General features: G+C 71.2%; 18 protein-coding genes. 11 read left to right on the top strand and 7 right to left on the bottom strand.

The window, feature by feature from the left end; translation table 11 throughout:
* Positions 1-36 precede the first annotated feature (36 nt).
* The 5 genes from ABZ990_RS15865 (at position 37) to ABZ990_RS15845 (ending at position 3629) form a co-directional block, all read left to right on the top strand.
* Positions 37-678 (top strand): hypothetical protein, encoded by a 642-nt coding sequence (locus tag ABZ990_RS15865; RefSeq protein ID WP_361231147.1) that lies wholly within the window; start codon positions 37-39, stop codon positions 676-678.
* Between the two features lie 91 nt (positions 679-769).
* Positions 770-1054 carry a hypothetical protein gene (locus tag ABZ990_RS15860; RefSeq protein WP_361231145.1) on the top strand — a complete coding sequence of 95 codons (285 nt, stop codon included), beginning with the start codon at positions 770-772 and terminating at the stop codon, positions 1052-1054.
* A gap of 111 nt (positions 1055-1165) precedes the next feature.
* Positions 1166-1744 carry an RNA polymerase sigma factor gene (locus ABZ990_RS15855; protein WP_361231143.1) on the top strand — a complete coding sequence of 193 codons (579 nt, stop codon included), beginning with the start codon at positions 1166-1168 and terminating at the stop codon, positions 1742-1744.
* Entirely contained in the window at positions 1741-2514 is a 774-nt protein-coding gene (locus ABZ990_RS15850) for a hypothetical protein (protein ID WP_361231141.1), read from the top strand. Before ABZ990_RS15855 ends, ABZ990_RS15850 begins: the two co-directional genes overlap by 4 nt.
* 443 nt (positions 2515-2957) lie before the next feature.
* Positions 2958-3629, top strand: a complete 672-nt coding sequence (locus ABZ990_RS15845) for an RICIN domain-containing protein (RefSeq protein ID WP_361231139.1) — start codon at positions 2958-2960, stop codon at positions 3627-3629.
* Positions 3630-3773: 144 nt separating this feature from the next.
* On the opposite strand, the gene ABZ990_RS15840 is transcribed toward ABZ990_RS15845, so the two are convergent.
* Positions 3774-4142: a hypothetical protein gene (locus tag ABZ990_RS15840; protein ID WP_361231137.1), complete on the bottom strand. Its 369-nt coding sequence runs from the start codon at positions 4140-4142 to the stop codon at positions 3774-3776.
* A gap of 625 nt (positions 4143-4767) precedes the next feature.
* On the opposite strand from ABZ990_RS15840, the gene ABZ990_RS15835 reads away from it, so the two are divergent.
* The 3 genes from ABZ990_RS15835 to ABZ990_RS15825 all read left to right on the top strand — a co-directional run bounded on the left by ABZ990_RS15835 (position 4768) and on the right by ABZ990_RS15825 (position 8322).
* The gene (locus tag ABZ990_RS15835) at positions 4768-5481 is read left to right on the top strand and encodes a hypothetical protein (RefSeq protein WP_361231135.1); all 714 of its coding nucleotides are present in this window, start codon (positions 4768-4770) and stop codon (positions 5479-5481) included.
* A 139-nt stretch (positions 5482-5620) separates the two neighbouring features.
* Complete coding sequence (locus ABZ990_RS15830; protein ID WP_361231133.1) at positions 5621-7798, top strand: hypothetical protein; 2178 nt, start codon at positions 5621-5623, stop codon at positions 7796-7798.
* A 17-nt stretch (positions 7799-7815) separates the two neighbouring features.
* Entirely contained in the window at positions 7816-8322 is a 507-nt protein-coding gene (locus ABZ990_RS15825; protein ID WP_361231132.1) for a hypothetical protein, read from the top strand.
* Positions 8323-8421: 99 nt separating this feature from the next.
* On the opposite strand, the gene ABZ990_RS15820 is transcribed toward ABZ990_RS15825, so the two are convergent.
* The 3 genes from ABZ990_RS15820 to ABZ990_RS15810 form a co-directional block, all read right to left on the bottom strand.
* On the bottom strand, positions 8422-11055 hold the full coding sequence (locus ABZ990_RS15820; RefSeq protein WP_361231130.1) for a PQQ-binding-like beta-propeller repeat protein: 2634 nt from the start codon (positions 11053-11055) through the stop codon (positions 8422-8424).
* A gap of 352 nt (positions 11056-11407) precedes the next feature.
* Positions 11408-12241: a class II glutamine amidotransferase gene (locus ABZ990_RS15815; protein WP_361231128.1), complete on the bottom strand. Its 834-nt coding sequence runs from the start codon at positions 12239-12241 to the stop codon at positions 11408-11410.
* 234 nt (positions 12242-12475) lie between these two features.
* The gene (locus tag ABZ990_RS15810) at positions 12476-13279 is read right to left on the bottom strand and encodes a VOC family protein (RefSeq protein ID WP_361231126.1); all 804 of its coding nucleotides are present in this window, start codon (positions 13277-13279) and stop codon (positions 12476-12478) included.
* Positions 13280-13832: 553 nt separating this feature from the next.
* Here ABZ990_RS15810 and ABZ990_RS15805 point away from each other — a divergent pair.
* Positions 13833-14480, top strand: a complete 648-nt coding sequence (locus tag ABZ990_RS15805; protein ID WP_361231124.1) for a TetR family transcriptional regulator — start codon at positions 13833-13835, stop codon at positions 14478-14480.
* Between the two features lie 138 nt (positions 14481-14618).
* Here the strand turns inward: ABZ990_RS15805 and ABZ990_RS15800 are convergent, their stop codons facing one another.
* Entirely contained in the window at positions 14619-15152 is a 534-nt protein-coding gene (locus ABZ990_RS15800; RefSeq protein WP_361231122.1) for a nitroreductase family deazaflavin-dependent oxidoreductase, read from the bottom strand.
* Positions 15149-16498 (bottom strand): acyl-CoA dehydrogenase family protein, encoded by a 1350-nt coding sequence (locus ABZ990_RS15795; protein WP_361231120.1) that lies wholly within the window; start codon positions 16496-16498, stop codon positions 15149-15151. Before ABZ990_RS15795 ends, ABZ990_RS15800 begins: the two co-directional genes overlap by 4 nt.
* Positions 16499-16633: 135 nt before the next feature.
* Between ABZ990_RS15795 and ABZ990_RS15790 the strand changes: the two genes are divergently transcribed.
* Both ABZ990_RS15790 and ABZ990_RS15785 read left to right on the top strand, forming a co-directional pair.
* Positions 16634-17818: an acetyl-CoA acetyltransferase gene (locus ABZ990_RS15790; RefSeq protein ID WP_361231118.1), complete on the top strand. Its 1185-nt coding sequence runs from the start codon at positions 16634-16636 to the stop codon at positions 17816-17818.
* 88 nt (positions 17819-17906) lie between these two features.
* Entirely contained in the window at positions 17907-18686 is a 780-nt protein-coding gene (locus ABZ990_RS15785; RefSeq protein WP_361231116.1) for a pyridoxal 5'-phosphate synthase, read from the top strand.
* Positions 18687-18862: 176 nt separating this feature from the next.
* Here the strand turns inward: ABZ990_RS15785 and ABZ990_RS15780 are convergent, their stop codons facing one another.
* Positions 18863-20206 carry a dicarboxylate/amino acid:cation symporter gene (locus ABZ990_RS15780; RefSeq protein ID WP_361231114.1) on the bottom strand — a complete coding sequence of 448 codons (1344 nt, stop codon included), beginning with the start codon at positions 20204-20206 and terminating at the stop codon, positions 18863-18865.
* Positions 20207-20657: the final 451 nt, after the last annotated feature.

The following is a 20657-nucleotide window of genomic DNA, read 5'->3' as shown; positions in this document are numbered from 1 at the left end:
GTCGTGACCGAGAGCCGACCGAAGGGAGGCCACACGGTGATCCGCAACATCGTGGGCTCGGTCCTGGCCCTCGCAGGAGCGACGGCCGCCGTATGGAGCCCCTTCCGTGCCTGGTACGACGGCCGTCCCGGCCGCGACTACCGGATCCAGGACCTGTTCGGGGGCATCACCGACGTCCGGGCCCAGGTGATCGGCTCGATCCTGCTCCCGTTCGCCTTCGCCGCCCTGGTCACCCTGGTCGGGCTGCTGCTGCGCTCGCGCGCGGTCGTCGCGGTCGCCGGGCTGATCGTGCTCGGGTTCACCGTGCTGTGGATGGTGCGGGTCGCGCAGGTCCAGAACGGGCTCTCCTTCGACACCAGCGGGCACGGCCTCGGGGAAGGGGTCGCGCTGGCGGCCGGAGGCGGCGTCCTGCTGCTCCTCGGTGCCGCCCTGATGTCCGGCCGTCCGCGCCCGCGCGGCACCCGGGCCGACCGGGCCGACCGGGCCGACGGGGCCGACGGGAGTACGAGCATTCCCGGCGGTACGGGGAACCCTGACGGCACCGCATACGGCGACGGGGACAGGTACGGAAGCAGGTACGGGTACGGCCCGGGGCCCGACGACACCCCGCCCCCGCCCCCGCCTCCCCCTCCTCCCCCACACCAGGGCAACGACCGGCCGGGCCCGACCGAGGTGTGATGGCGAGTTCTCGACGGGCCGGTGTGACCGCGACTATTCCAGGCGATATCGAGCGTGTTCGGCACATCACTCGACGTGAGGACACCACTCGATGCGCACGTTCAAGTCTCTGCTCACCGCCGCTGCGATGGTCGGCGGGATGATCGCCATGCCGATCGCCGCCACCGCACCGGCTCACGCTGCCGGCGGCAGCTGCGTCATCATCCTGCAGAACGGCTGGGTCCGCTACGAGTACCCCGGCCGGACCAGTGCCGACGGCGGCTCTTGCGTCCCTGACCCGCAGATCCCGGGCGGCGGCGGACTCAACCCCGGTGTCCCCTGCGACACCTGGGGCGCCGACTACGGCCCGTGGCTGCTGTACGTCATCTGCCACTGAGCCACCCGGCTCACCTCCAGGGCAGGGAGGGACGCAGGGGTGTAACGCTTCCGGGCAGTACGGCCAAGTAGAGGTGTAAGGCACCACTCGCCCTGCCCCAAGGAGCCCTCCGTGCCGACGGAGCACCCGACAGCACCACCGGCGCGCGACCCCGCCGGGTTCGCCGTCTTCTACGAGCAGCAATTCGACGCGGTGCTCGGGTTCGTCACCCGGCGCGTCGACAGCCCGCACCTGGCCGCCGACCTCACGGCGGACATCTTCGTGACGGCGCTGGAGAACGCGCACACGTACGACGCCCGGCGCGGCACGCCGGTGGCCTGGCTGTACGGCATCGCACGCAACGTCCTCTCCTCGCACTTCCGGGGCAGCACCCGCGAACTGCGCGCGGTCGCCCGGATCACCGGCCGGCGGCTGCTGGACGACGAGGACGTCAGCGCCATCGAGAGCCGCATCGACGCCGCCCGGGCCACCCGGCACCTGGCGGCCGCCCACGCGGCACTGTCCGAACCCCTGCGCGACGTGCTCGACCTGGTGGTCCTGGACGGGCTGACCACCCGCGAGGCGGCGCGGGTGCTGGGTATCAGCCCGGCCTCCGCCCGGGTCCGGATGCACCGCGCCCGCAAGGCGCTGCGCGCCACCGGACCGACCCGTACCGACCGTCACGACATCGTTCTGGAGGCCACCCGGTGAACGCCCCCCTGCACTTCAAGCAGCGGCTCGCGGACGAACTCGGCGCCCGCGCGGCCACCCTCGCCGCCGAGACCGTCAAGGTCCCCGAGCCCGCCGAGGCCACCGAAGCCACCGAAGCCGGCTCCACCGCCGGGACCGGCGGCCCCGCCGGCCCGGTCGTCCCGCTCTTCCCCGGCGACCACCGCACCCCGACCCGCACCCCGCGCCGCTCCCCGCGCCGTTCTCCGCGCCGCCGGCCGGTGCTCGTCCTGGGAGCCGTCGCGGCGGCGGCCGCGGCAGCCGTCACGCTCTCCCTCACCGGCTCGCCGTCCGGCACTCCGGGTCCGCACGGCGGCGGGAGCGGGAACATCGACATCGCCACGGCCGACTACGTGGTGAAGTCCCTCCCGGACGGCACGGTCGCCGTGGAGGTCATGAACCCCCGGGGCATCCCCGGGCTGCAGTCCGCCCTACGGGAAGCGGGCATTCCGGCGGCGGTGATGACCTACTCGCCCTCGTGCCGGGCCAAGGTCCGCTACGACGCCGGCTTCGACTCCTCGAAGGTCTTCCCCGAGACCCGGGAGACGGGCACCGGGATCGACGGGCACTACTCGCTGATCAGGCCGAGTGCCGTCCCGGAGGGAGACCACCTGCTGTTCGTGGCGACGACGGGGCCCCACGGGCAGGTCGGCTCGCTGTCGATGTCGGTGGTACGCGAGGTTCCCGCGTGCGTCCCGGAGACCGACAGCGGCATCGGTGCGGGGTACGTGGCCCCGGGCACCAACCCGTAAGGGCCGTAAGGGCCGTAAGGGGCAGGCGGATCACCGCGTCGCAGCTCTCCCGCCCCGGTAGCGACGCGAGATCCGCCGCCCCACCCCCTCTGTCCTTCTCTCTCACGAGAGTGCCGGGCATCACCGGGAGTCGATTCCCGGACATGCGTGAGTTCCACCCTCACACGCGCCGCGAGCGATATCTGGAATGTTCAATTCCAGTTGCTTTTGACCAGCGAATACGGACCACCGAATGACTCCGCTTCACCGACCCGCCAAAGGGTTGGGGTCTTTCTCGGTCACTCTCAAGAAGTCGTCGATAACGTCGCGTTGGCGCGCCGTGACGCTGCGTGCGTATCTTTGATTCAGTGATCAACGAGCGGAATCTCCAGCGAAAGCTCGGGAGATTCACCTCTGCGCGCCCGAAAAATGACTTGCACGCTCTTCTTGAGAGAGGAACGACGATGGCCCGTACTACCAAGATCCTTGTCGGCATGGCCTCCGCGGCGTCCTTGGCGATGGCGACTCCCGCCGTGGCTTCCCCGGTTTCGGCGGCTCCGGCTCCGGCTCCGGCCACCGCGAACCAGATCGCCGGCTCCTCGCTGGAGAAGCTCACGCCGCAGGAGGTGCGGGACCTTGAAAGCCGGTTCCCCGCCCAGGCCAAGCGCCTGAAGGAATCCGTCGCGCGAGCCTCCGCGGCCCGCGATGCGGGTACGGAGTCGGCCGCCCCTATGACGTCCGAAGCGGGCTATTACAAGATCCACAACTGGAACAGCAACAAGTGCCTGGCGATCGGCTCGGGAAACACGGCCAACGGCGCGAACGCGATTCAGTGGGACTGCCTGGCGGACAGCGCGTCTCAGGTGTGGTGGCTCGAAGGCGCTCACGTCATCAACTACAACAGTGGCAAGTACCTGGCCATCGGCGCGAGCAGCACCGCCAACGGCGCCGAAGCGATCCAGTGGGACTACACCGGCAGCGACAGCCAGCGCTGGTACTGGAATGGCGATTTCATCTTCAACGGGAACAGCGGCAAGTACCTGGCCATCGGCGCGAGCAGCACCGCCAACGGCGCCAAGGCGATCCAGTGGGACTACACCGGCAGCACGGGTCAGGCCTGGTACGTGACCCAGTAGCACCCCCGAAGCCGACGGCCGCGCAGCGCCGTCGGCAACCGTGCGCGGCACGGCGGAACGGGACGTCGCCACCTCGGTGACACCCCACCACGCAAAGAGGCCCCGGGCGCTGTCATAGCGCCCGGGGCCTCGTGAGTCCGACGCTCAGTTGAAGACCAGGACGTCGGTGCGCATCGGCAGCGCGCTGTTCCAGCCGATGTTGATCTTGAAGGTCACCGTCCCGGCGGCGGGGGCGATGCTGGACACCTGGAAGGGTGCGGCGCCGACGAAGCGGTGCCCGTTGCCGTCGATCTCGGAGGCCGTGATGACGACCGTCGAGTCGACCCCGATCACGCTCCAGGGCAGCTGGAGGTTGAACGTCCCGTTGCCCGGGCTCCACGTCCACCACGCCCGCCAGATGGCGCCGACATTGCCGCCGATCTGCGCGAGGTCCTGGCCCTGGCTCCGCTCGGCGTCCAGCGAACTGCTCTCGATCCGCGGCTCCAGCGTCGCGGAGGATTCGACTGCGGCCATGACGACTGCTCCTCTCATCGGGAGGGCCCTGCGGACCCTCCGAATGCGATGAGTGTCCAGCCGGGAGCACACCGTCACAATCACTCGTCCGGGCGACCTCCCGGCGCGTTGCCGCGTCACTCGCGCCTCACCGTGCATCAGCGCGAGCCGCCGCACCCCGCGCATTCGCCATGCCACCCGCGCACACCGCCCGCCGACCCTCGACGCCCCTGCGCAGCCACCGGTTCCGGCCACACGCAGGGCGTGTACGGCGAAGAGCGAGAGGGGGGGGTGGGATCCGGCGCGGCCACCCCAGGACAGGACGTACGGGACGAGGATCGATTCCCGGCCGAGCACCCACCGACCGACGTATCCGAAAGCAACGGACGCCGATGCGGCCAACTCCAGTCCGCTGGAACCTGATTGACACAAGGATCCGAGCCGCCCACCCCCATCGACTCACAGAACTCTTCGATCATTTTCGGCTCTTCCTGTGATTACAGGAAACGCCACGCGTTGACGACCCGGACCCCTGGCGGCATATGTTTGCACCGGTCAACGCGTGAACTCTTCCGCTGCAAACGAAGGGTTCAGTCGCGCTGCACGCACGTGGAATGACGCGTGCGTCTCCAGGAAGGGAACGGTCATGGCCCGCACCGCCACTACGCGCGGTGGCCACGCGACCGAACTCCGGAGCGCCGCCGAAGGCGGCCCCACCGCCGCCGTCGTCGTACCGAGCACGGCGATCACCGGTCCGGTGGACCACGGCCGTCGCCTCTCCGCGCCGAGGCCACCAGTGCCGGCGCCCGGTTCATCGCGGCGGACGAAGGTCACCGTTCCCTCGGGTCCCCGCGTCGCCTCGGTGCGACTCCTCGCAGCGGACCACGGCACACCACGAACAGCGACGAACAGCGACGAATGCGGGGGAACGATGGCGTGGGACGAGTGGGAGCAGCTCAAGGCCGAGGCCGCCGCGGCACGTCACGACGGCGGCATGCGCCTGAACAGCACGGGTGGTAGCGCCGGCCCGGCCGATCTGAAGACGAACGCGCAGGGCAAGAGCGGGGCCATCAACGCGCTGCGGAATCACATCGGCCCCGGCGTGGACAAGACCGGCATCCACGCCGACGAGAACACGGACGCCGCGGAGTTGGAGTTCACGGGCTGGGCGACCGGGGCGGGGCTGAAGGACGCGCATGCCGAATGGGCCCGCCAGGTGAAGAGCCTCAAGGCGCGCCTCGCGTACGACCAGGAGGCGCTGGGCAAGACGAAGAGCGGCTTCCGGTACGTCGACCACGGCGTGAAGAGCTCCTTGGGCGCGATCGTGACAGCGAAGCCGGACCCGCACCCGCACACCTGACTCACCCCTCCCGCGGGCTCGGGCCGCGGGAACGAGCCCCGCTCTCCGCAGACTTGAAGGATCAGGCATGCTCACCTACCAGGACATCGTCACCATCCGCTTGGGCCCGCTGACCACCGCAGCCACTTCATGGGACGAAATGGCGAAGGGTTTCGACGAGTTGGGCGCGGCCTACGGAGGAAGCGTCCAAAGCGTCACGACGGACGGAGGATGGGTCGGCGAGAGCGCGGACGCCGCCGAAGCCCGTTTCAAGGGGACCCGCAAGCAGTTCGACTCCGCCGCTGTCGAGGCCCGGGCCATCGCATCGATCCTGCGGGACATCCATGCCCAGTTCACGGAACGCATACATGCCGTGAACAAGCTGGTGGAGTCGGCCAAGGAAGCCGACATCCACATCGACACCAAGGGCAAGGCGCATCTCGATACCAGCAAGCGCAAGGATCCGGAGGGCGGCAGCTTCGTGGACGAGGCTGTGCGTCAAGCCCTGGAAGCCAGCTGGACCGCCGCCGTGGCGAACGCCGTCCTGGCGGTCGACGACGCCGACGAGGGGGCCAAGCTGGCGCTCCGGGATGCCGCCGGCATCAAGGGACTCTTCGAGAGGGTCGCGAACGACATCATCGGAGGCGCACACGACTTCAACGGCGACGCCGTCGGTGACATCGAAGTGGTCGAGGCCCGCGAGGCGAAGAAGTACGCCGACCAGATCCTGGCCGGAGGAAAACCCTCCGACCCGGAGGAGTACGCGCGTCTGATGCGCGACAACTCAGGGGACAAGGCTTTCAGTCAGACCTACCTCGACCTGCTCGGTCCCGACAAGGCACTGCGGCTGGCCAACAAGATCGACGATCTGGCGTACTTCGACGACACCAAGCACAAGAGCGTCTATCTGCAGATCAACGGCGGCCTGGCCGACTCGCTGGCCACCGCGACCCACGTCCCGGACTTCAAGGACGCCCACGGCAAGCATCTGCGCTTCGGGACCGAGGCGTACAACCAGGCGTTCAGCGACTGGTCGAAGACGGACGACGCGCGCTTCTACAACAAGTGGCGCGCAGGGCTGCGCGAACACGGCGACGACGCGTACGACTTCAAGGCGGCCGGTGAGAAGCGGCATCTGGCCAAGGGAGAGGGTCAGCAGATCCGTGGCTACCAGAGCCTGGCCACGCTCATGCAGCAGGGCAGCAGCGCCTACTCGCCGCAGTTCGTCGCGGACGTCACCGACGACATGATCGCCATGGAGAAGAAGAACCCCGACATCTGGGACCTGTACGGCGAGTTCACCGGGGAGGACCAGGAGGGCTGGTTCGCGAACGACCCCGTCGACGGCGCTCTCGGGGTCATGTCCCGCGATCCGGAAGGGGCTGCCGGCTATCTCGACCCCGGCACCAGCGCCGGCAAGGAGCGCTTCGACTACCTCGTGGGCGACGGCAAGGGAAGCCGCGACTGGGACGTCACCAACACCACCCGCTGGCAGGGCAATATCGAGATGGACGCCGGCGACGTCGAGGACGCCGACGGCCGCAAGGGCCTCGGCGACGCGCTGACCGCGGCCGCGACGGGGGTCGACCCCAACGGCTCCGCACCCGAGAAACCCACGCAGCACACGGATGCCAACGACCGTATCTTCGAGCGCGCGTTGAAGACCTTCTCCGGCCAGGGCGACGACATGCACGCCTCCCTTCGCGACGACATGGCGAAGATCATGACCAACCACGGCTCCGATGTGTTCGTCGCCATGCACGACCAGAGCGGCACCCAGGGCGACTTGGACCAGAAGCAAGTGATGGAGGTGACCAAGCAGATCTCCCGGAGCGAGGAATCCTACGGAATGCTCCACGAGGGAATGAACCACGCCATCGTCGCCAGCTTCCACGACAAGGACAGCAGGCCGGAGGACACACTGGACGCGGCCGGCCATGCGGTCGGCTTCATGGAGGAAGCCCGGTACAACGCGCTCAAGGGCGACAGGCACGACTACACCTGGGACAAGGCGTGGAGCTATCACACCACCGGTGCGCTACTCAACGTCATTCCCGTCTTCGGTGATGTCGTCCAGCGCGGAGCTGACGTGGTCACCAGCGCCTGGATCATGGACGAGCAGAATCGACAGGAAGCCCAGGTGACCAGCGACAACCAAGACACCTACACCAGCCGCCGAAAACAGCTCAACGCGCTGGCCGAGCAGTGGTACTCCGTGAACTCCGAATGGGCGGATGGAGAGACGGGATACTCGGAGGACAAGGGGATCTACAACAGAATCTCCGCAGCTGCGAACGACGGAAACGCCAAGGCGGACGGCATTGCGGGGGACCAGTAGTGAGAAACACACTCCGGATGGCATCCGGTATCGCCGTGCTGGCCCTGCTGGCAAGCGCGTGCGGAAAGAACGACCTCGCCGCCCCAAAGGAACTCTGCGAAGTCCCCGTAAAGGAAGCCGCCATCTCGCCACTCATCCCTCAAGGCGAAAAGCTGAAAACGTGGGATCCCGAACCAGTGGATGCAGATCCCGCATATTGCGACATAACAGTCGACGGCATTCGCGTTTTGGACATCACTGTCCGGTTGTCCGATAGAGGGCTCAACCCAGAGGATTGGGAATACGCAAAATCCGAATACAAGCTGGGCGCACTACGCAAGATCCCCTTCACGGGGACTGCCGTCATCGGCAGCAATGGCGCACTGGTCACCGCCAAGTGCGACAGCCCTGTGAAATACGTGCACTTCGTCATCCTGTTCAAGGGGGACCGCGTCGAGGACTCCCAAGCAGGGGTCGAGAAGTTCCAGAACTTCGTCGAGGACTTCGTGACCGGAACAAAGAAGAAGATCGGCTGCACCGCATAGCGGGGACCCCACAGCAGGGCCCCCCGCGACGCCCTGCACGGACGCCCACGGTCCGGGGGCCGCACCGTGGCCACCCGGACGAATCCGCGAAGGCCCCGCTCACGCGCCCCGGTTGGTCGCCGTCCCCTTCACCGCGTCCAGCGCGTACACGCAGCGGTCCTTGCTGCACGCGTACACGACCCCGTTCCGGGCCACCGGCGAGCCGGTGATCTCGCCGCCCGTCGCCAGCTTCCAGCGCAGCTGCCCGCCGGCCGCGTCCAGTGTGTAGAGGACGTGGTCGGCCGAGCCGAAGTGGACCCGGCCGTCGGCGACCACCGGGGTGCCGATCAGCTCGCCGCCCGCCGCGAACCGCCACTTCGGGGTGCCGGTGACCGCGTCGAGCGTGTAGAGGGCGCTGCCGCTGCCGACATGGACGTGCCCGGCGGCGACAAGCACCGGCTCGGTGGACTGGCGCGGCTCGGTCGCGATCCGCCAGCGGTCCTGGCCGGTGGTCGCGTCGAGCGCGTACACCGTGCCGAGGTGGTCGGCGAGGTAGACCCCGCCGCCGGTGACGGCCGGTCCGGGCGCGAAGGCGGGCGGCGAGACGAAGACCGCCGGCGCCTCGAAGTGCCAGCGCACATGCCCGGTCGCGATGTCCATCGACAGCACCCGGGTGCCGGCCGCGACGTACACGCAGCCGTCCTCCGCCGGGGCCAGCCGCAGCGGTACGTGGGCGCAGGAGGCCGCGTCGCCGATCGGGTACGACCAGCGCTCGGCGCCGGTACGGGCGTCGAGCGCCTGGAGGCGGGCGTCGCGCCACACGTACACGGTGTCGCCGTGCACGGCCGGTCCGCCCTCGACCGTCTCGAAGTCGGTCTGCGCGCCGCTCAGTTCCCACAGCTTGGCGCCGTTGGCGGCCTCCCACGCCTGGACGCCGCCGCCCCGGGTGCCGGTGACGACGGTGCCCCGGTCGACCTGGAGCGAGTACACCCAGGCGTCGGTGTGCAGCCGCCAGCGCTCGCTGCCGTCGTGGGCGTCGAGCGCGTAGAGCGTGGGGCCGTCGGAGGCGTGGATACGGCCCTGGGCCACCGCCATCGACCAGGCGACGTCCCGGGTCTTGAACTGGCGCCGGCCGCTGGCCGTGTCGAGCGCGTGGACCTCGAAGGAGGTGACGTAGAGCAGGTCGCCGTCGACGACGGGGGTCCCCCACACGTCGTTGGACATGCGGAAACGCCAGGGCCGCCAGGGGGCGGGGCCCTGCGGCGCGGCCGTGGCCCCGGGCGCGGGCGCGGCGCTCGCACCCGGTCCCGTACCGAGTCCCGCACCCGGTCCCGTACCGGGCAGGGGGCGGGCGCCGGGCGGCGGGCCCGGTTCGGCACCGGGGCCGGGGCCGGTGCCGATGCCTGCGCCGCCGCCGGGAGCGGCGCCGTGCGTGGTGCCGCCCGGCGGGCGGATCCAGCCGGTGGCGGTGCCCGCGGCGGCGCCGGGGCCGAGGGAGAGCGCGGCGCGGGTGTCGGCCACCCGGGGGCCGGGGCCGATCGGGACGGCGGCGCCCGCGAGCCGTACCGGACCGGGGTCGGCCACGGCGGCGGCGGAAGCGGAAGCGGACACGGGGGCCGATACGGGCGCGGGACCAGGCCCCGGTACGACCGGCGGCGCGGCCACGGCGGCGGACACGGGCCCCGCCCCGGACATCTGGGCGGGAGCGGGAACGGGAGCGGGGTGCGCGGGGCCGGCGTGGCGGCCACCCGCCGGGCGGTCGGCCGTACGCGGATCGCCGCCGTCCCACGCGGCCGGCGGTCGCGGCGGGCGCGGCGGCATCGGCGGGGCGGCGGGACGCTGCGGGGGATTCGGCCGGCCACCCCGGCGGGCCTCGATCAGCTCGGTGGCGGACGCGGGCAGCCAGGCCGCCGCCGTACCGCTGTCGTCGCCGGCCGCGCCGGAGTCGAACAGGTGCGGGGCCAGCATCGCCTGGAGGTCGGCCGGGCTGGGCCGCTGGCCGACCTCCATCCGCATGCACGCGTCGATGAGCGGCCGCAGCTCCTCCGGCAGACCCTCCAGGTCCGGGCCCTCGCGCAGCAGCATGAACACCGTCTCGACCGGGTTGGCGCCGTGGAAGGGGGCGTGTCCGGTGGCGGCGAAGACGAGCATCGAACCGAGCGAGAAGACATCGCTGGCGCCGGTGACCCCGCGCGAGTCGCGGGCCTGCTCGGGAGACATGTAGGCGGGGGTGCCGACGGCGACGTTGGTCATGGTCAGACGCGTGTTGGAGACGCCGGACGCGATACCGAAGTCGATCACCCGCGGGCCGTCCTCGACGACGAGGACGTTCGACGGCTTGAGGTCGCGGTGGACGAGACCGGCGCCGTGGATCGACTGCAGGGCCTCGGCGACGCCGGCCGCGAGCCAGCGCACCGCCTGAGCCGGCAGCGGCCCGCACTCGTTCACTATCTCTTCGAGGGAGGGAGCGGGGACGTACGCGGTGGCGAGCCACGGCACCGCGGCGCGCGGATCGGCGTCGACGACGGCGGCCGTGTAGAAGCCGGAGACCGCCCGCGCGGCCTCGACCTCGCGGGTGAAGCGGACCCGGAACAGCTGGTCCTCGGCGAGTTCCGTCCGCACGGTCTTGATCGCCACGCGCCGCCCGGACGCCGAGCGCGCGAGATAGACGAGGCCCATGCCGCCCGCGCCGAGCCGGCCCAGCACCTCGAAGGGCCCGATCCTCCTCGGGTCGTGCTGCGTCAGCTGCTCCACTTGCCTGCCACCTCCCCGTCGGGCCATGACAGTACGGCCCGTGGACCCTGATTGTTCCTGCCCGGGGCGGTGGTTGCGAATCCGGGGGCGGAACGGGGGTGTCCCCGGGATGTCCCTGGGATGTTCCCCGGTTGTCCCCCCGGGCCGTGTCCGAAAGTTTCCGTCCGTGGCGGGGGCGGTACGGGGGCGGTACGGAGCCGTGACGGGACCGCCTCGGGACCGCCTCGGGACCGTCTCGGGACCGTCTCGGGATCGGCGTCGGGGGCGCCGAACCCCCGGCGGACCGCGCGCCCCACGCCCCCACGCCCCACCCACTACGAGGGGGCGCGGCGGGGCGCGGCGGGCGCCGCCCTCAGGCCATCGTGGGAGCGAACCGGTGCATCTCGTCCTCGCCGGGCTGGACCACGCCGTAGCTGTTCTCCGGCACCTCGACCCACGCTTCGGGCAGATCACCGACGGGCTCGGAGACCACGAGGCGGGTGTCGTCGGAGATCTCCTTCAGGAAGGCGTTGTCGGGGTGGAGCTTGCGCAGGGCGTCCGGCTGGGCGCTGTAGAACAGCGAACGCGAGGCCTGCGCGGTGGAGTAGCGGAAGGCCCAGACGCGGGTGCCGTCGGTGAGGGCGATCGTCATCTGGAGCGGGAACTCCACCCCGTGCTCACGGCCGATCCGCTCCACGGCGCCCGCCATCGCCGCGATGGCGGCGGGCGGGTCCCGGTCGAGGCCGTAGGTGAGGGCCAGATAGAACATCACCTCGGAGTCCGTCGTGCCCTCCATGTCGGAGTAGAGCGCGGGGTCGACCAGCATGGTGAGGTCGCGGCGCATGAGCGGGAACCCGGCGATGGCACCGTTGTGCATGAACATCCAGCGGCCGTGCCGGAACGGGTGGCAGTTCGACTGCTGGACGGCCGACCCCGTCGACGCCCGGATGTGGGCGAAGAACAGCGGGGAGCGGACATGGTCCGACAGCTCCCGGAGATTGCGGTTGTTCCACGCCGGGCCGACGTCCCTGAGCAGCGCCGGGACACTGCTCTCCGGCGAGTACCAGCCGACGCCGAACCCGTCGCCGTTGGTGGTCTCCACGCCGAGTTTGGAGTGCAGGCTCTGGTCGATCAGGGAGTGGGACGGTTTGTACAGGATGTCTTCGAGCAGTACCGGCGTTCCCCAGTACGCGAGCCACCGACACATGGGCGATCACCTGGTTCCCTGCCGGACCCTCGGGTGTCGCACGCACTCGTACGCGCCGTCCGGCCTCTCCCATGGTCGCCGCCCTCCCGGCGGCGCGCCACACCAGCGCCGGACCAGCGCCGTGTAGCCGTCGTACCGCCGCCGTACCCGCACCGGACCGACCGGTCCCCGACTGGTCACCGCCCCGTCGGCCCCCCTGAAGCAGCCGTGCCGGCTGTCAGAGCGTGCCGGCTGTCAGCACCGGCCGGAGGACGGTGTCCCGCGCTCGCGCGACGACCGGGTGAGGATCGCGAAGCGCGCGCCCTGGTCGTCGTCGAGGACGGCGGTACGGCCGTGGGGGGTGTCGCGCGGCGCGAGGACGATACGGCCGCCGAGGCGCGCGGCCGTATCGCAGGTCTTGTCGCAGTCGCGGGCGGCGAAGTGGACCAGGAGGTGCCCCGGGAACGCGGCGGGTACGGCGGCGGGCATCACCGCCCGGCCGCCGAAGGCGGTGGCCGTGTCGGGGCTGCGGGTGCCGGGCGGGGACCACAGCCGGTAGTCGGCCGCCGCCGGCCCGGGCTCGCTCTGGTGGTGGCCGAGCCAGCCGAAGACGGCGGCGTAGAAGGTGTCGACCGCGTCGGGGGCCCGGGTGTGGACCTCCACCCAGCAGAAGGAGCCGGGTTCGCCGGTGACGGCGAACCCGTTCTCGTCGCCCGCCTGCCGTACGCCGAAGACGGCGCCGCCGGGGTCGGCGGCGAGGGCGCGGACGCCGAACGGGCCGACGGGGTACGGCTCCATCACCATCCGCCCGCCGGCGTCCTTGATGCGGGCGGCGACGGTACCGGCGTCGCTCGCGGCCAGGTAGAGGGTCCAGGTGGTGGGCATCCGGCCGTCCCGCTTCGGGATGATCCCGGCGACGCGCCGTCCGTCGAGCAGGGCCTCACGGCGGTCGTCGTCGAAACTCCAGCCGAAGAGCCCGCCGTAGAAGCGTCTGCCGGCCTCCAGGTCGGGCAGCTGTGCCTCCACCCAGCTCGGGGTCCCCTGTGCGTGTGCGCCCATGGCCTCAGAATGGGTGGCTGCGCACAGGCTCCGCCCGCGCTCCCTCACACCGAAAACCGAACATACGCGCCCATAGTGAGTGCGGAGACCTTGTCCCCCTTGAGTTGTCCACCGAACTTGTCCACAGGCTGTTGATAAGACTATTGGGGTGGCGCGCCGGTGGTACGGGCGCGCGGCGAGGTACGGCACCGCGACGAGACCGCGACGAGACCGCGACGGAACAATGCCGAACCGGCGGCGAACCGGCGGCGCGGCGCGGGGTCGCAGCCACGGGGTGACAACCGCCCGGGAACGGTACCCGGAGCGGTTCGGCACACGGACAGGGGGCGCGGCCAGAGGCGCGGGCGCGAGAAGCGACGGTACGCGGGAGCCGGAGCGGCCCGGACCAGGCTCGGACCGGGCTCGGACCGGGCTCGGACCGGGCTCGGAAGGGGCTCGGAAGGGGGCGCTGACCGGTCCTGGACAGGCTCCGACGGCGGCCCCGAGGGCAGGGGTGCCCCCCATTTGCAGTCGGCCGAATCGCGCGCGGATCACCCGTCGGTAAGCTGACGGCATGACAGGACAAGTGCGCACCGTCGACGGCCGCGTGGCCGGACGACGCGGTCAGGCTACGCGGCAGAAACTGCTCGACTGCCTCGGCGAGATGCTCAGCTCCTCGCCCTACCGGGACGTCAAGGTCATCGACGTGGCCCGCAAGGCGGGAACCTCACCCGCGACGTTCTATCAGTACTTCCCCGATGTCGAGGGCGCTGTCCTCGAAATCGCGGAAGAAATGGCCAAGGAAGGCGCAGGATTGACCGAACTGGTCTCCGGCCGCTCCTGGGTCGGCAAGGCCGGCTGGCAGACCGCCGAGGATCTCGTCGACGGGTTCCTGGACTTCTGGCGCAAGAACGACGCGATCCTGCGGGTGGTGGACCTCGGGGCCGCGGAGGGCGACAAGCGGTTCTACAAGATCCGCATGAAGATCCTGAACTCGGTCACCAACTCCCTCACGGACGCGGTGAAGGAGCTCCAGGCCAAGGGCAAGGTCGACAAGGACGTCAGCCCCGCGGCGATGGCGGGCTCGCTGGTGGCGATGCTGGCGGCGGTCGCCGGCCACCAGAAGGGCTTCACGTCCTGGGGCGTGAAGCAGGCCGAACTCAAGCCGAACCTGGCCCTGTTGGTGCACCTGGGAATCACGGGCAAGAAGCCGACGAGGTAACCCGCCCCTGTCCCGGGGAGCGCCCCGCTCCCTTCACCCGTCCTGTCGCGCCGGCGGCGGTACGGCCCCCTGCCTTCCGCACGGGGCCGGACCGCCGCCGGCGTTCGTTATGCCCTGACGACTCCACTCCCCTGCGTGTCACGCCCCCGCCGGCGGGGGTCCCGATGCAGGCGAGGGCGCCTGCACCGATACCGGTGTCCGGGTCAGCCGGAACAACCGGATCTCCCGCTCGATCCGGGCCTGGTACGTGGCGTACGGCGGCCAGAACACCAGCGCCGCCCGCCATGCCTCGGCCCGCTCCTCCCCCGTCAGCAGCCGCGCCCGTACGGTGACGTTCTCCCCGTGCCAGCTGACTTCGGCGTCCGGGTGCGCGAGGAGGTTGCCCGTCCAGGCCGGATGACCCGGCCGGCCGAAGTTGGAGCCCACCAGGAGCCAGGTCCCGGCCGGTTCCGGTACGCAGGCGAGCGGGGTCACCCTCGGCAGACCGCTTCTCGCGCCCCGGGCGGTCAGCACGACCCCCGGCAGCATCCGCGCGCTCAGCAGCACCTTTCCCCTGGTCAGCCGGTGTACGGCCCGATCCAGGGCGGGTATGACGTGCGGCGCCGTCCGGGCGAAGAGGCGAGTGGAGGAGACCTTCCGCATCACCTGCACACCGAACGGTGTCCCGCTCATCGCGCACCCCCGGCCAGTCCGTCCCGCTCGGCGGCGCGGGCGCGCAGCCGGGAGGCGGGGCCGAAGAGCAGTTCGTCGGCGGTGGCCCGCTTGAAGTAGAGGTGGGCGTCGTGTTCCCAGGTGACGCCGATGCCTCCGTGCAGTTGGACCGTCTCGGCCGCCGCCGCGCGCTGCGCGTCCAGGGCCTGCGCGAGGGCGAGCCCGGCGGCCACGGCCCCTTCCGGCCCGCCGCCGCCCCCGCCGCCCCCGTCGGCCCCGCCCTCACCCCTCCCGTCCGCCACCGCGGCGGCGTATCCCGTCAGGGAGCGGGCCGACTCGATCGCGACGAGCACATCGGCGAGCCGGTGTTTGACCGCCTGGAAGGAGCCGATGGGGCGGCCGAACTGCTCGCGGGTGGTGACGTGTTCGACGGTACGGTCGAGCGCGCCGCGCGCGGCCCCCACCGCCTCGGCGGCCAGGGCGACGGCGGCGGTACGGCCGACAGCGTCCAACGCCCCCGGCAGCCCGACCCCGTCATCGCTCTCGCCCAGCAACTCGGCCGGAACCTGCCGGAATTGGAGGGTGGCCTGGGTACGGGTCAGGTCCAGGGTCGTCTCCCGTCGCCGGACAAGCCCCGACGCTCGGGACGACTCCTCCTCCTCCGGCCGCACCAGGAAGAGAAGGGTGCGGCCGCGCGGGAAGCCTCCGGTGTGCGCGGCGACGAGGAGCAGCCCGGCACTGTGCCCGTCGAGAACGTGCCCGGCCTCCCCGTACAGCGACCAGTGGGTGCCGTCCGGACGGGTGGCCTGGATGCCGCCGGAACGGCCGTCGCCCGACCAGGGCAGGGAGGTGTTGTCGCCGGTGAGCCCGAGGGCGAACGGCAGCGGACCACCGACCCCGGGCCCGGCTCCGGTCCCGCCCCCACCGCCACCCCCTGGAAGCACGAGCGCGCAGGTCAGAGCGCCCGCGGCTATTCGGGGCAGCAGCTCGGCGCGCTGCCGCTCGCTGCCGAGGGCGGCGATCAGCGGGGCGGCGAGGACGGCCGTGGCGAGGAACGGCGAGGGGGTCAGGGTGCGGCCGATCTCCTCGCAGACGAGGGCGAGTTCGGCGAGGCCGCAGCCGGCGCCGCCGTACCGCTCGGGCAGGGTGAGGCCGGGCAGTCCGAGGGTGCCGGCGAGGGCGGTCCACAGCCCGGCGTCGTACCCCTCGGCGGTGGCGACGGCGGCGCGGCTTCCGGCGGGCCCGGCCGGCCCGGCGCGCCGGGCGAGCAGATCGCGCAGTGTGCGGCGCATCTCCCGCCGTTCTTCGGTGGCGGTCGCGCCGACCGCGACGGCATCAACCTCGACCTCGACCTCGACGGCATGCATGGGTCCGGCCTCCATGGGCTTCCCCTCCGCGGGCTTCCCCGGTATCTGACGGGCCGTCATGCTAGGTGCGTCCTCGCGAGAAGCACAGACCCGATACCCCTGGCGATCCAAGAAAACTGATGTACCGTCAGATTCATGTCTCCCCTCTCCCGCACACGCGCTCACGGGGACCAGCACCGCCGCCGCGTCGCCGTCGTCGGCGTGGCCCTGGCCGACTGCGGCCGGGTCGACGGGCCCACCCCCTACGCCCTGCACGCCCAGGCCGCCCGCCGCGCCCTCGCGGACAGCGGGCTCGACCGCTCGGTGATCGACGGCCTCGCCTCCGCCGGGCTCGGCACCCTCGCCCCGGTCGAGGTCGCCGAGTATCTGGGCCTGCGCCCGCGCTGGACCGACTCCACCAGCGTCGGCGGCGCCACCTGGGAGGTCATGGCCGCGCACGCCGCCGACGCCATCGCCGCCGGCCATGCCGGCGCGGTTCTGCTCGTCTACGGTTCGACCGCCCGCGCCGACGTCCGGGCCCGCCGCCGCACCGGCAACCTCTCCTTCGGCGCGCGAGGCCCGCTCCAGTACGAAGTCCCGTACGGACACAGCCTGATCGCCAAGTACGCGATGGCCGCGCGCCGCCACATGCACGAGTACGGCACCACCCTCGACCAGCTCGCCGAGGTCGCCGTCCAGGCGCGGGCGAACGCCGCCCGCAACCCGGAGGCGATGTACCGCACCCCGCTCACCACCGACGACGTCCTCGGCGGCCCGATGATCGCCGACCCCTTCACCAAGCTGCACTGCTGCGTCCGCAGCGACGGCGGCTGCGCGGTCCTGCTGGCCGCCGAGGAGTACGTACCGGACACCGTGAAGGCGCCCGTGTGGATCCTCGGCACCGGCGCGTACGTCTCGCACGCCGCCATGTCGCAGTGGGAGGACTTCACCCTCTCCCCGGCCGCCGTCAGCGGCGCGCTCGCCTTCGAACGGGCCGGCGTCACCCCCGCCGACATCGAACTCGCCGAGATCTACGACGCGTTCACCTATATGACCCTGGTGACCCTGGAGGACCTCGGCTTCTGCGCGAAGGGCGAGGGCGGCGCGTACTTCGGCGACAAGGACCGGCTGCCGGTGAACACCGACGGCGGCGGACTGTCCGCCTGCCACCCCGGGATGCGCGGACTGTTCCTGCTCGTCGAGGCGGTCCGGCAGCTGCGCGGCGAGGCCCCCGGGCTCCAGGTACGGCGGCCCGACGGCTCGCTCCCCGAGCTGGCGGTGGCCTCCGGCACCGGGGGCTGGTTCTGCTCCTCGGGCACGGTGGTCCTCGGCCGCGGCTGACACCGTCAGGCACTACCCGCACCCGGCCGGCCTATCCGCGACGGACGGCCCCCGGCGCGGCAAACCACGCGCACGCATGATGGAGCCCATGGACGCCAAGGACCCCAAAGCCAACGACAGCGACAGCGACAGCAGCACCGCCGAGGGCAAGAGCAGCGGCAACGGCGACGGCGACGGCGACCGCAGGGACGCCGAACGCCGCTTCCACGAGGCCCTGCGGACCCTGCGGGTCTGGGACACCCTGCTGCCCGGCTTCGACCCGGCCGACGCGCCGGACGACCCGGTCGCGCTCTTCCACACCTGGTTCACCGGCGCGGTCGACGCCGGGGCCGTCGAACCGCACACCCTGTCCCTGGCCACCGTCGACCAGGACGGCCGCCCCGACATCCGTACGGTGATGCTGCACGGCGCCGACGCCCGCGGCTGGCACTTCGCCTCGCACGCCGGCAGCGCCAAGGGCCGCCAGCTCGCCGACCGCCCCGAAGCGGCCCTCGGCTTCTACTGGCCGGCGCAGGGCCGCCAGGTGCGGGTCCGGGGGCCGGTGACGACCGGGTCGCGCGAGGACGCGTACGCCGACCTGCACGCCCGTACCCCCGGCGCCCTCGCCTCCGCCCTCGTCGGCCACCAGAGCGAGATCCTCGGCTCCCTCGACACCCTCGCCTGGGCGAGCGCGGCGGCCTGGGACCGCGCCCTGCGCGAACCCGAGGCGCACGCGGAGAGCTGGACGCTGTACGTGGTCGAGCCGACCGAGGTGGAGTTCTTCCAGGGCGACGAGCGGCGCCGCCACGTCCGTCTCCGCTACCGCCGCGCGGACGGGGGCGATGAAGGGAACGGGGGCGGCTGGGTCCGCGAACTGCTCTGGCCCTGAGGCCGTACGCGGACCCCGCCCCGTACCCGTATCCGTACCCGGCCCCGGACCCGGACCGGACCCGGACCCGGACCCACCCGCACAACGCACCGTGCCCCGGACCGATCGAATCGGTCCGGGGCACGGTGCGTATGTGCGTATGTGCGTATGTGCGAGATGCGTGCGCGCGGGGCGCGTCAGGCGGCGACCGCGACCTTCGGCTCGGCCTCCGGCGCCACGCTCACCGTCTCGTCGATCGGGGAGCCCGACGCCGTCGCGTACGCGGTATGGTCCAGGATCTTCTCCCGGGCCGCGACGATCACCGGGATCAGCGCCTGACCGGCGACGTTCGTGGCGGTGCGCATCATGTCCAGGATCGGGTCGATCGCCATCAGCAGACCGACGCCCTCCAGCGGCAGGCCCAGGGCGGACAGGGTCAGCGTCAGCATGACCGTGGCGCCGGTGAGGCCGGCGGTGGCCGCCGAGCCGATGACCGAGACGAACGCGATGAGCAGGTAGTCCCGGATGCCGAGCTGGACGTCGAAGATCTGCGCGATGAAGATCGCGGAGAGCGCCGGGTAGATCGCGGCGCAGCCGTCCATCTTCGTCGTGGCGCCGAACGGCACGGCGAAGGACGCGTACTCCTTCGGGACGCCGAGGCGCTCGGTGACCTTCTGGGTGACCGGCATGGTGCCGACGGAGGAGCGGGAGACGAAGGCCAGCTGGATGGCGGGCCAGGCGCCCTTGAAGAACTGCAGCGGGTTCAGCTTGGCGACGGTCGCGAGCAGCAGCGGGTAGACGCCGAAGAGGACGAGCGCGCAGCCGATGTAGATGTCGGCGGTGAAGGTGGCGTACTTGCCGATCAGGTCCCAGCCGTAGTTCACGATGGCGCGGCCGATGAGGCCGGCGGTGCCGATCGGGGCCAGCCGGATGACCCACCACAGGGCCTTCTGGAGCAGCTCCAGGACCGACTCGGAGAGGGAGAGCAGCGGCTGCGCCTTCGGGCCGATCTTGAGCGCGGCGATACCGGCGACGGCGGCCATGAAGACGATCTGGAGGACGTTCAGCTCGGTGAACGGCGTGATGACGTCCGTCGGGATGATGCCGGTGAGGAAGTCGATCCAGCTGCCCTGGTGCTCGGGCAGCTTGCCGTCCTTCGGCGTGAGGCCGGTGCCCGAGCCCGGGTTGGTCAGCAGGCCGATCGCGAGACCGATGCCGACGGCGATCAGCGAGGTGATCATGAACCAGATCAGGGTCTGGGCGGCCAGCCGGGCCGCGTTGTTGACCTTGCGCAGGTTGCTGATCGAGACCAGGATCGCGAAGAAGACGAGCGGGGCGACGGCCAGCTTCAGGAGCTGGACGAAGATGCCGCCGACCTGGGCCAGGGTCTCCTTGAGCCAGCCGATGTCCTGGCTGCGGGCGAGCCAGCCGAGCAGGACACCGAGCGCGAGACCGGCGACGATCTGGGCCCAGAACGGGATCTTCGGTATGCGGGACTTCGCCACCGGCGCCGAAGAGGGCGCGGACGAGGACGCGGACACGGACACACTCCAGTGGTGCGTATCGGGGAAATACGGGGACGGGGGTGCGGCAGTCACACGCGCTCAGCGCGCGGGCCGCTGCATGATGACGCCGGGATCGAAGGACCGGGGACCGGTTCCGGGTCGGGGACCCGGGGGCGTGGTCGGCGGTCGAAGATCAGAGCACGCGGCAACAGACCGCGGACATACAGCGGCACAGGTCGACGTGCAGGCGCGCGACGAGCGGGTCGCTCGCGGCATCGGGGAGGCGCACTGCTGTCTTCATGCTCAGTACGTTAACACTTGAACTTTGAGATCCTCAAAGCCCTTCTTTGAGTACGAGCGGACTCACCCGCCCCTCGCGAAGGGTGCGGGGAGGGCGCGGAAGCGCGCGGAAGTCGCCGCCGAGCGACGGAAAACCCTAATAAAGCGCATCAAAACGCCCGCAAGGGCGGCGGAAAACGCAGAACAC

This window comes from Streptomyces sp. NPDC046203 (assembly GCF_040646255.1).
Classification (GTDB): domain Bacteria; phylum Actinomycetota; class Actinomycetes; order Streptomycetales; family Streptomycetaceae; genus Streptomyces.
This window is presented reverse-complemented; position numbering and strand designations above follow the sequence as displayed.

What these genes read in the sequence shown, in the direction of transcription:
- ABZ990_RS15860 (WP_361231145.1), top strand. Translation starts at nt 770, where the DNA reads ATGCGCACGTTCAAGTCTCTGCTCACCGCCGCTGCGATGGTCGGCGGG.
- ABZ990_RS15845 (WP_361231139.1), top strand. Translation starts at nt 2,958, where the DNA reads ATGGCCCGTACTACCAAGATCCTTGTCGGCATGGCCTCCGCGGCGTCC.
- ABZ990_RS15840 (WP_361231137.1), bottom strand. Translation starts at nt 4,142, where the DNA reads ATGGCCGCAGTCGAATCCTCCGCGACGCTGGAGCCGCGGATCGAGAGC.
- ABZ990_RS15835 (WP_361231135.1), top strand. Translation starts at nt 4,768, where the DNA reads ATGGCCCGCACCGCCACTACGCGCGGTGGCCACGCGACCGAACTCCGG.
- ABZ990_RS15830 (WP_361231133.1), top strand. Translation starts at nt 5,621, where the DNA reads ATGGCGAAGGGTTTCGACGAGTTGGGCGCGGCCTACGGAGGAAGCGTC.
- ABZ990_RS15825 (WP_361231132.1), top strand. Translation starts at nt 7,816, where the DNA reads ATGGCATCCGGTATCGCCGTGCTGGCCCTGCTGGCAAGCGCGTGCGGA.
- ABZ990_RS15815 (WP_361231128.1), bottom strand. Translation starts at nt 12,241, where the DNA reads ATGTGTCGGTGGCTCGCGTACTGGGGAACGCCGGTACTGCTCGAAGAC.
- ABZ990_RS15810 (WP_361231126.1), bottom strand. Translation starts at nt 13,279, where the DNA reads ATGGGCGCACACGCACAGGGGACCCCGAGCTGGGTGGAGGCACAGCTG.
- ABZ990_RS15805 (WP_361231124.1), top strand. Translation starts at nt 13,833, where the DNA reads ATGACAGGACAAGTGCGCACCGTCGACGGCCGCGTGGCCGGACGACGC.
- ABZ990_RS15800 (WP_361231122.1), bottom strand. Translation starts at nt 15,152, where the DNA reads ATGAGCGGGACACCGTTCGGTGTGCAGGTGATGCGGAAGGTCTCCTCC.
- ABZ990_RS15795 (WP_361231120.1), bottom strand. Translation starts at nt 16,498, where the DNA reads ATGCATGCCGTCGAGGTCGAGGTCGAGGTTGATGCCGTCGCGGTCGGC.
- ABZ990_RS15790 (WP_361231118.1), top strand. Translation starts at nt 16,634, where the DNA reads ATGTCTCCCCTCTCCCGCACACGCGCTCACGGGGACCAGCACCGCCGC.
- ABZ990_RS15785 (WP_361231116.1), top strand. Translation starts at nt 17,907, where the DNA reads ATGGACGCCAAGGACCCCAAAGCCAACGACAGCGACAGCGACAGCAGC.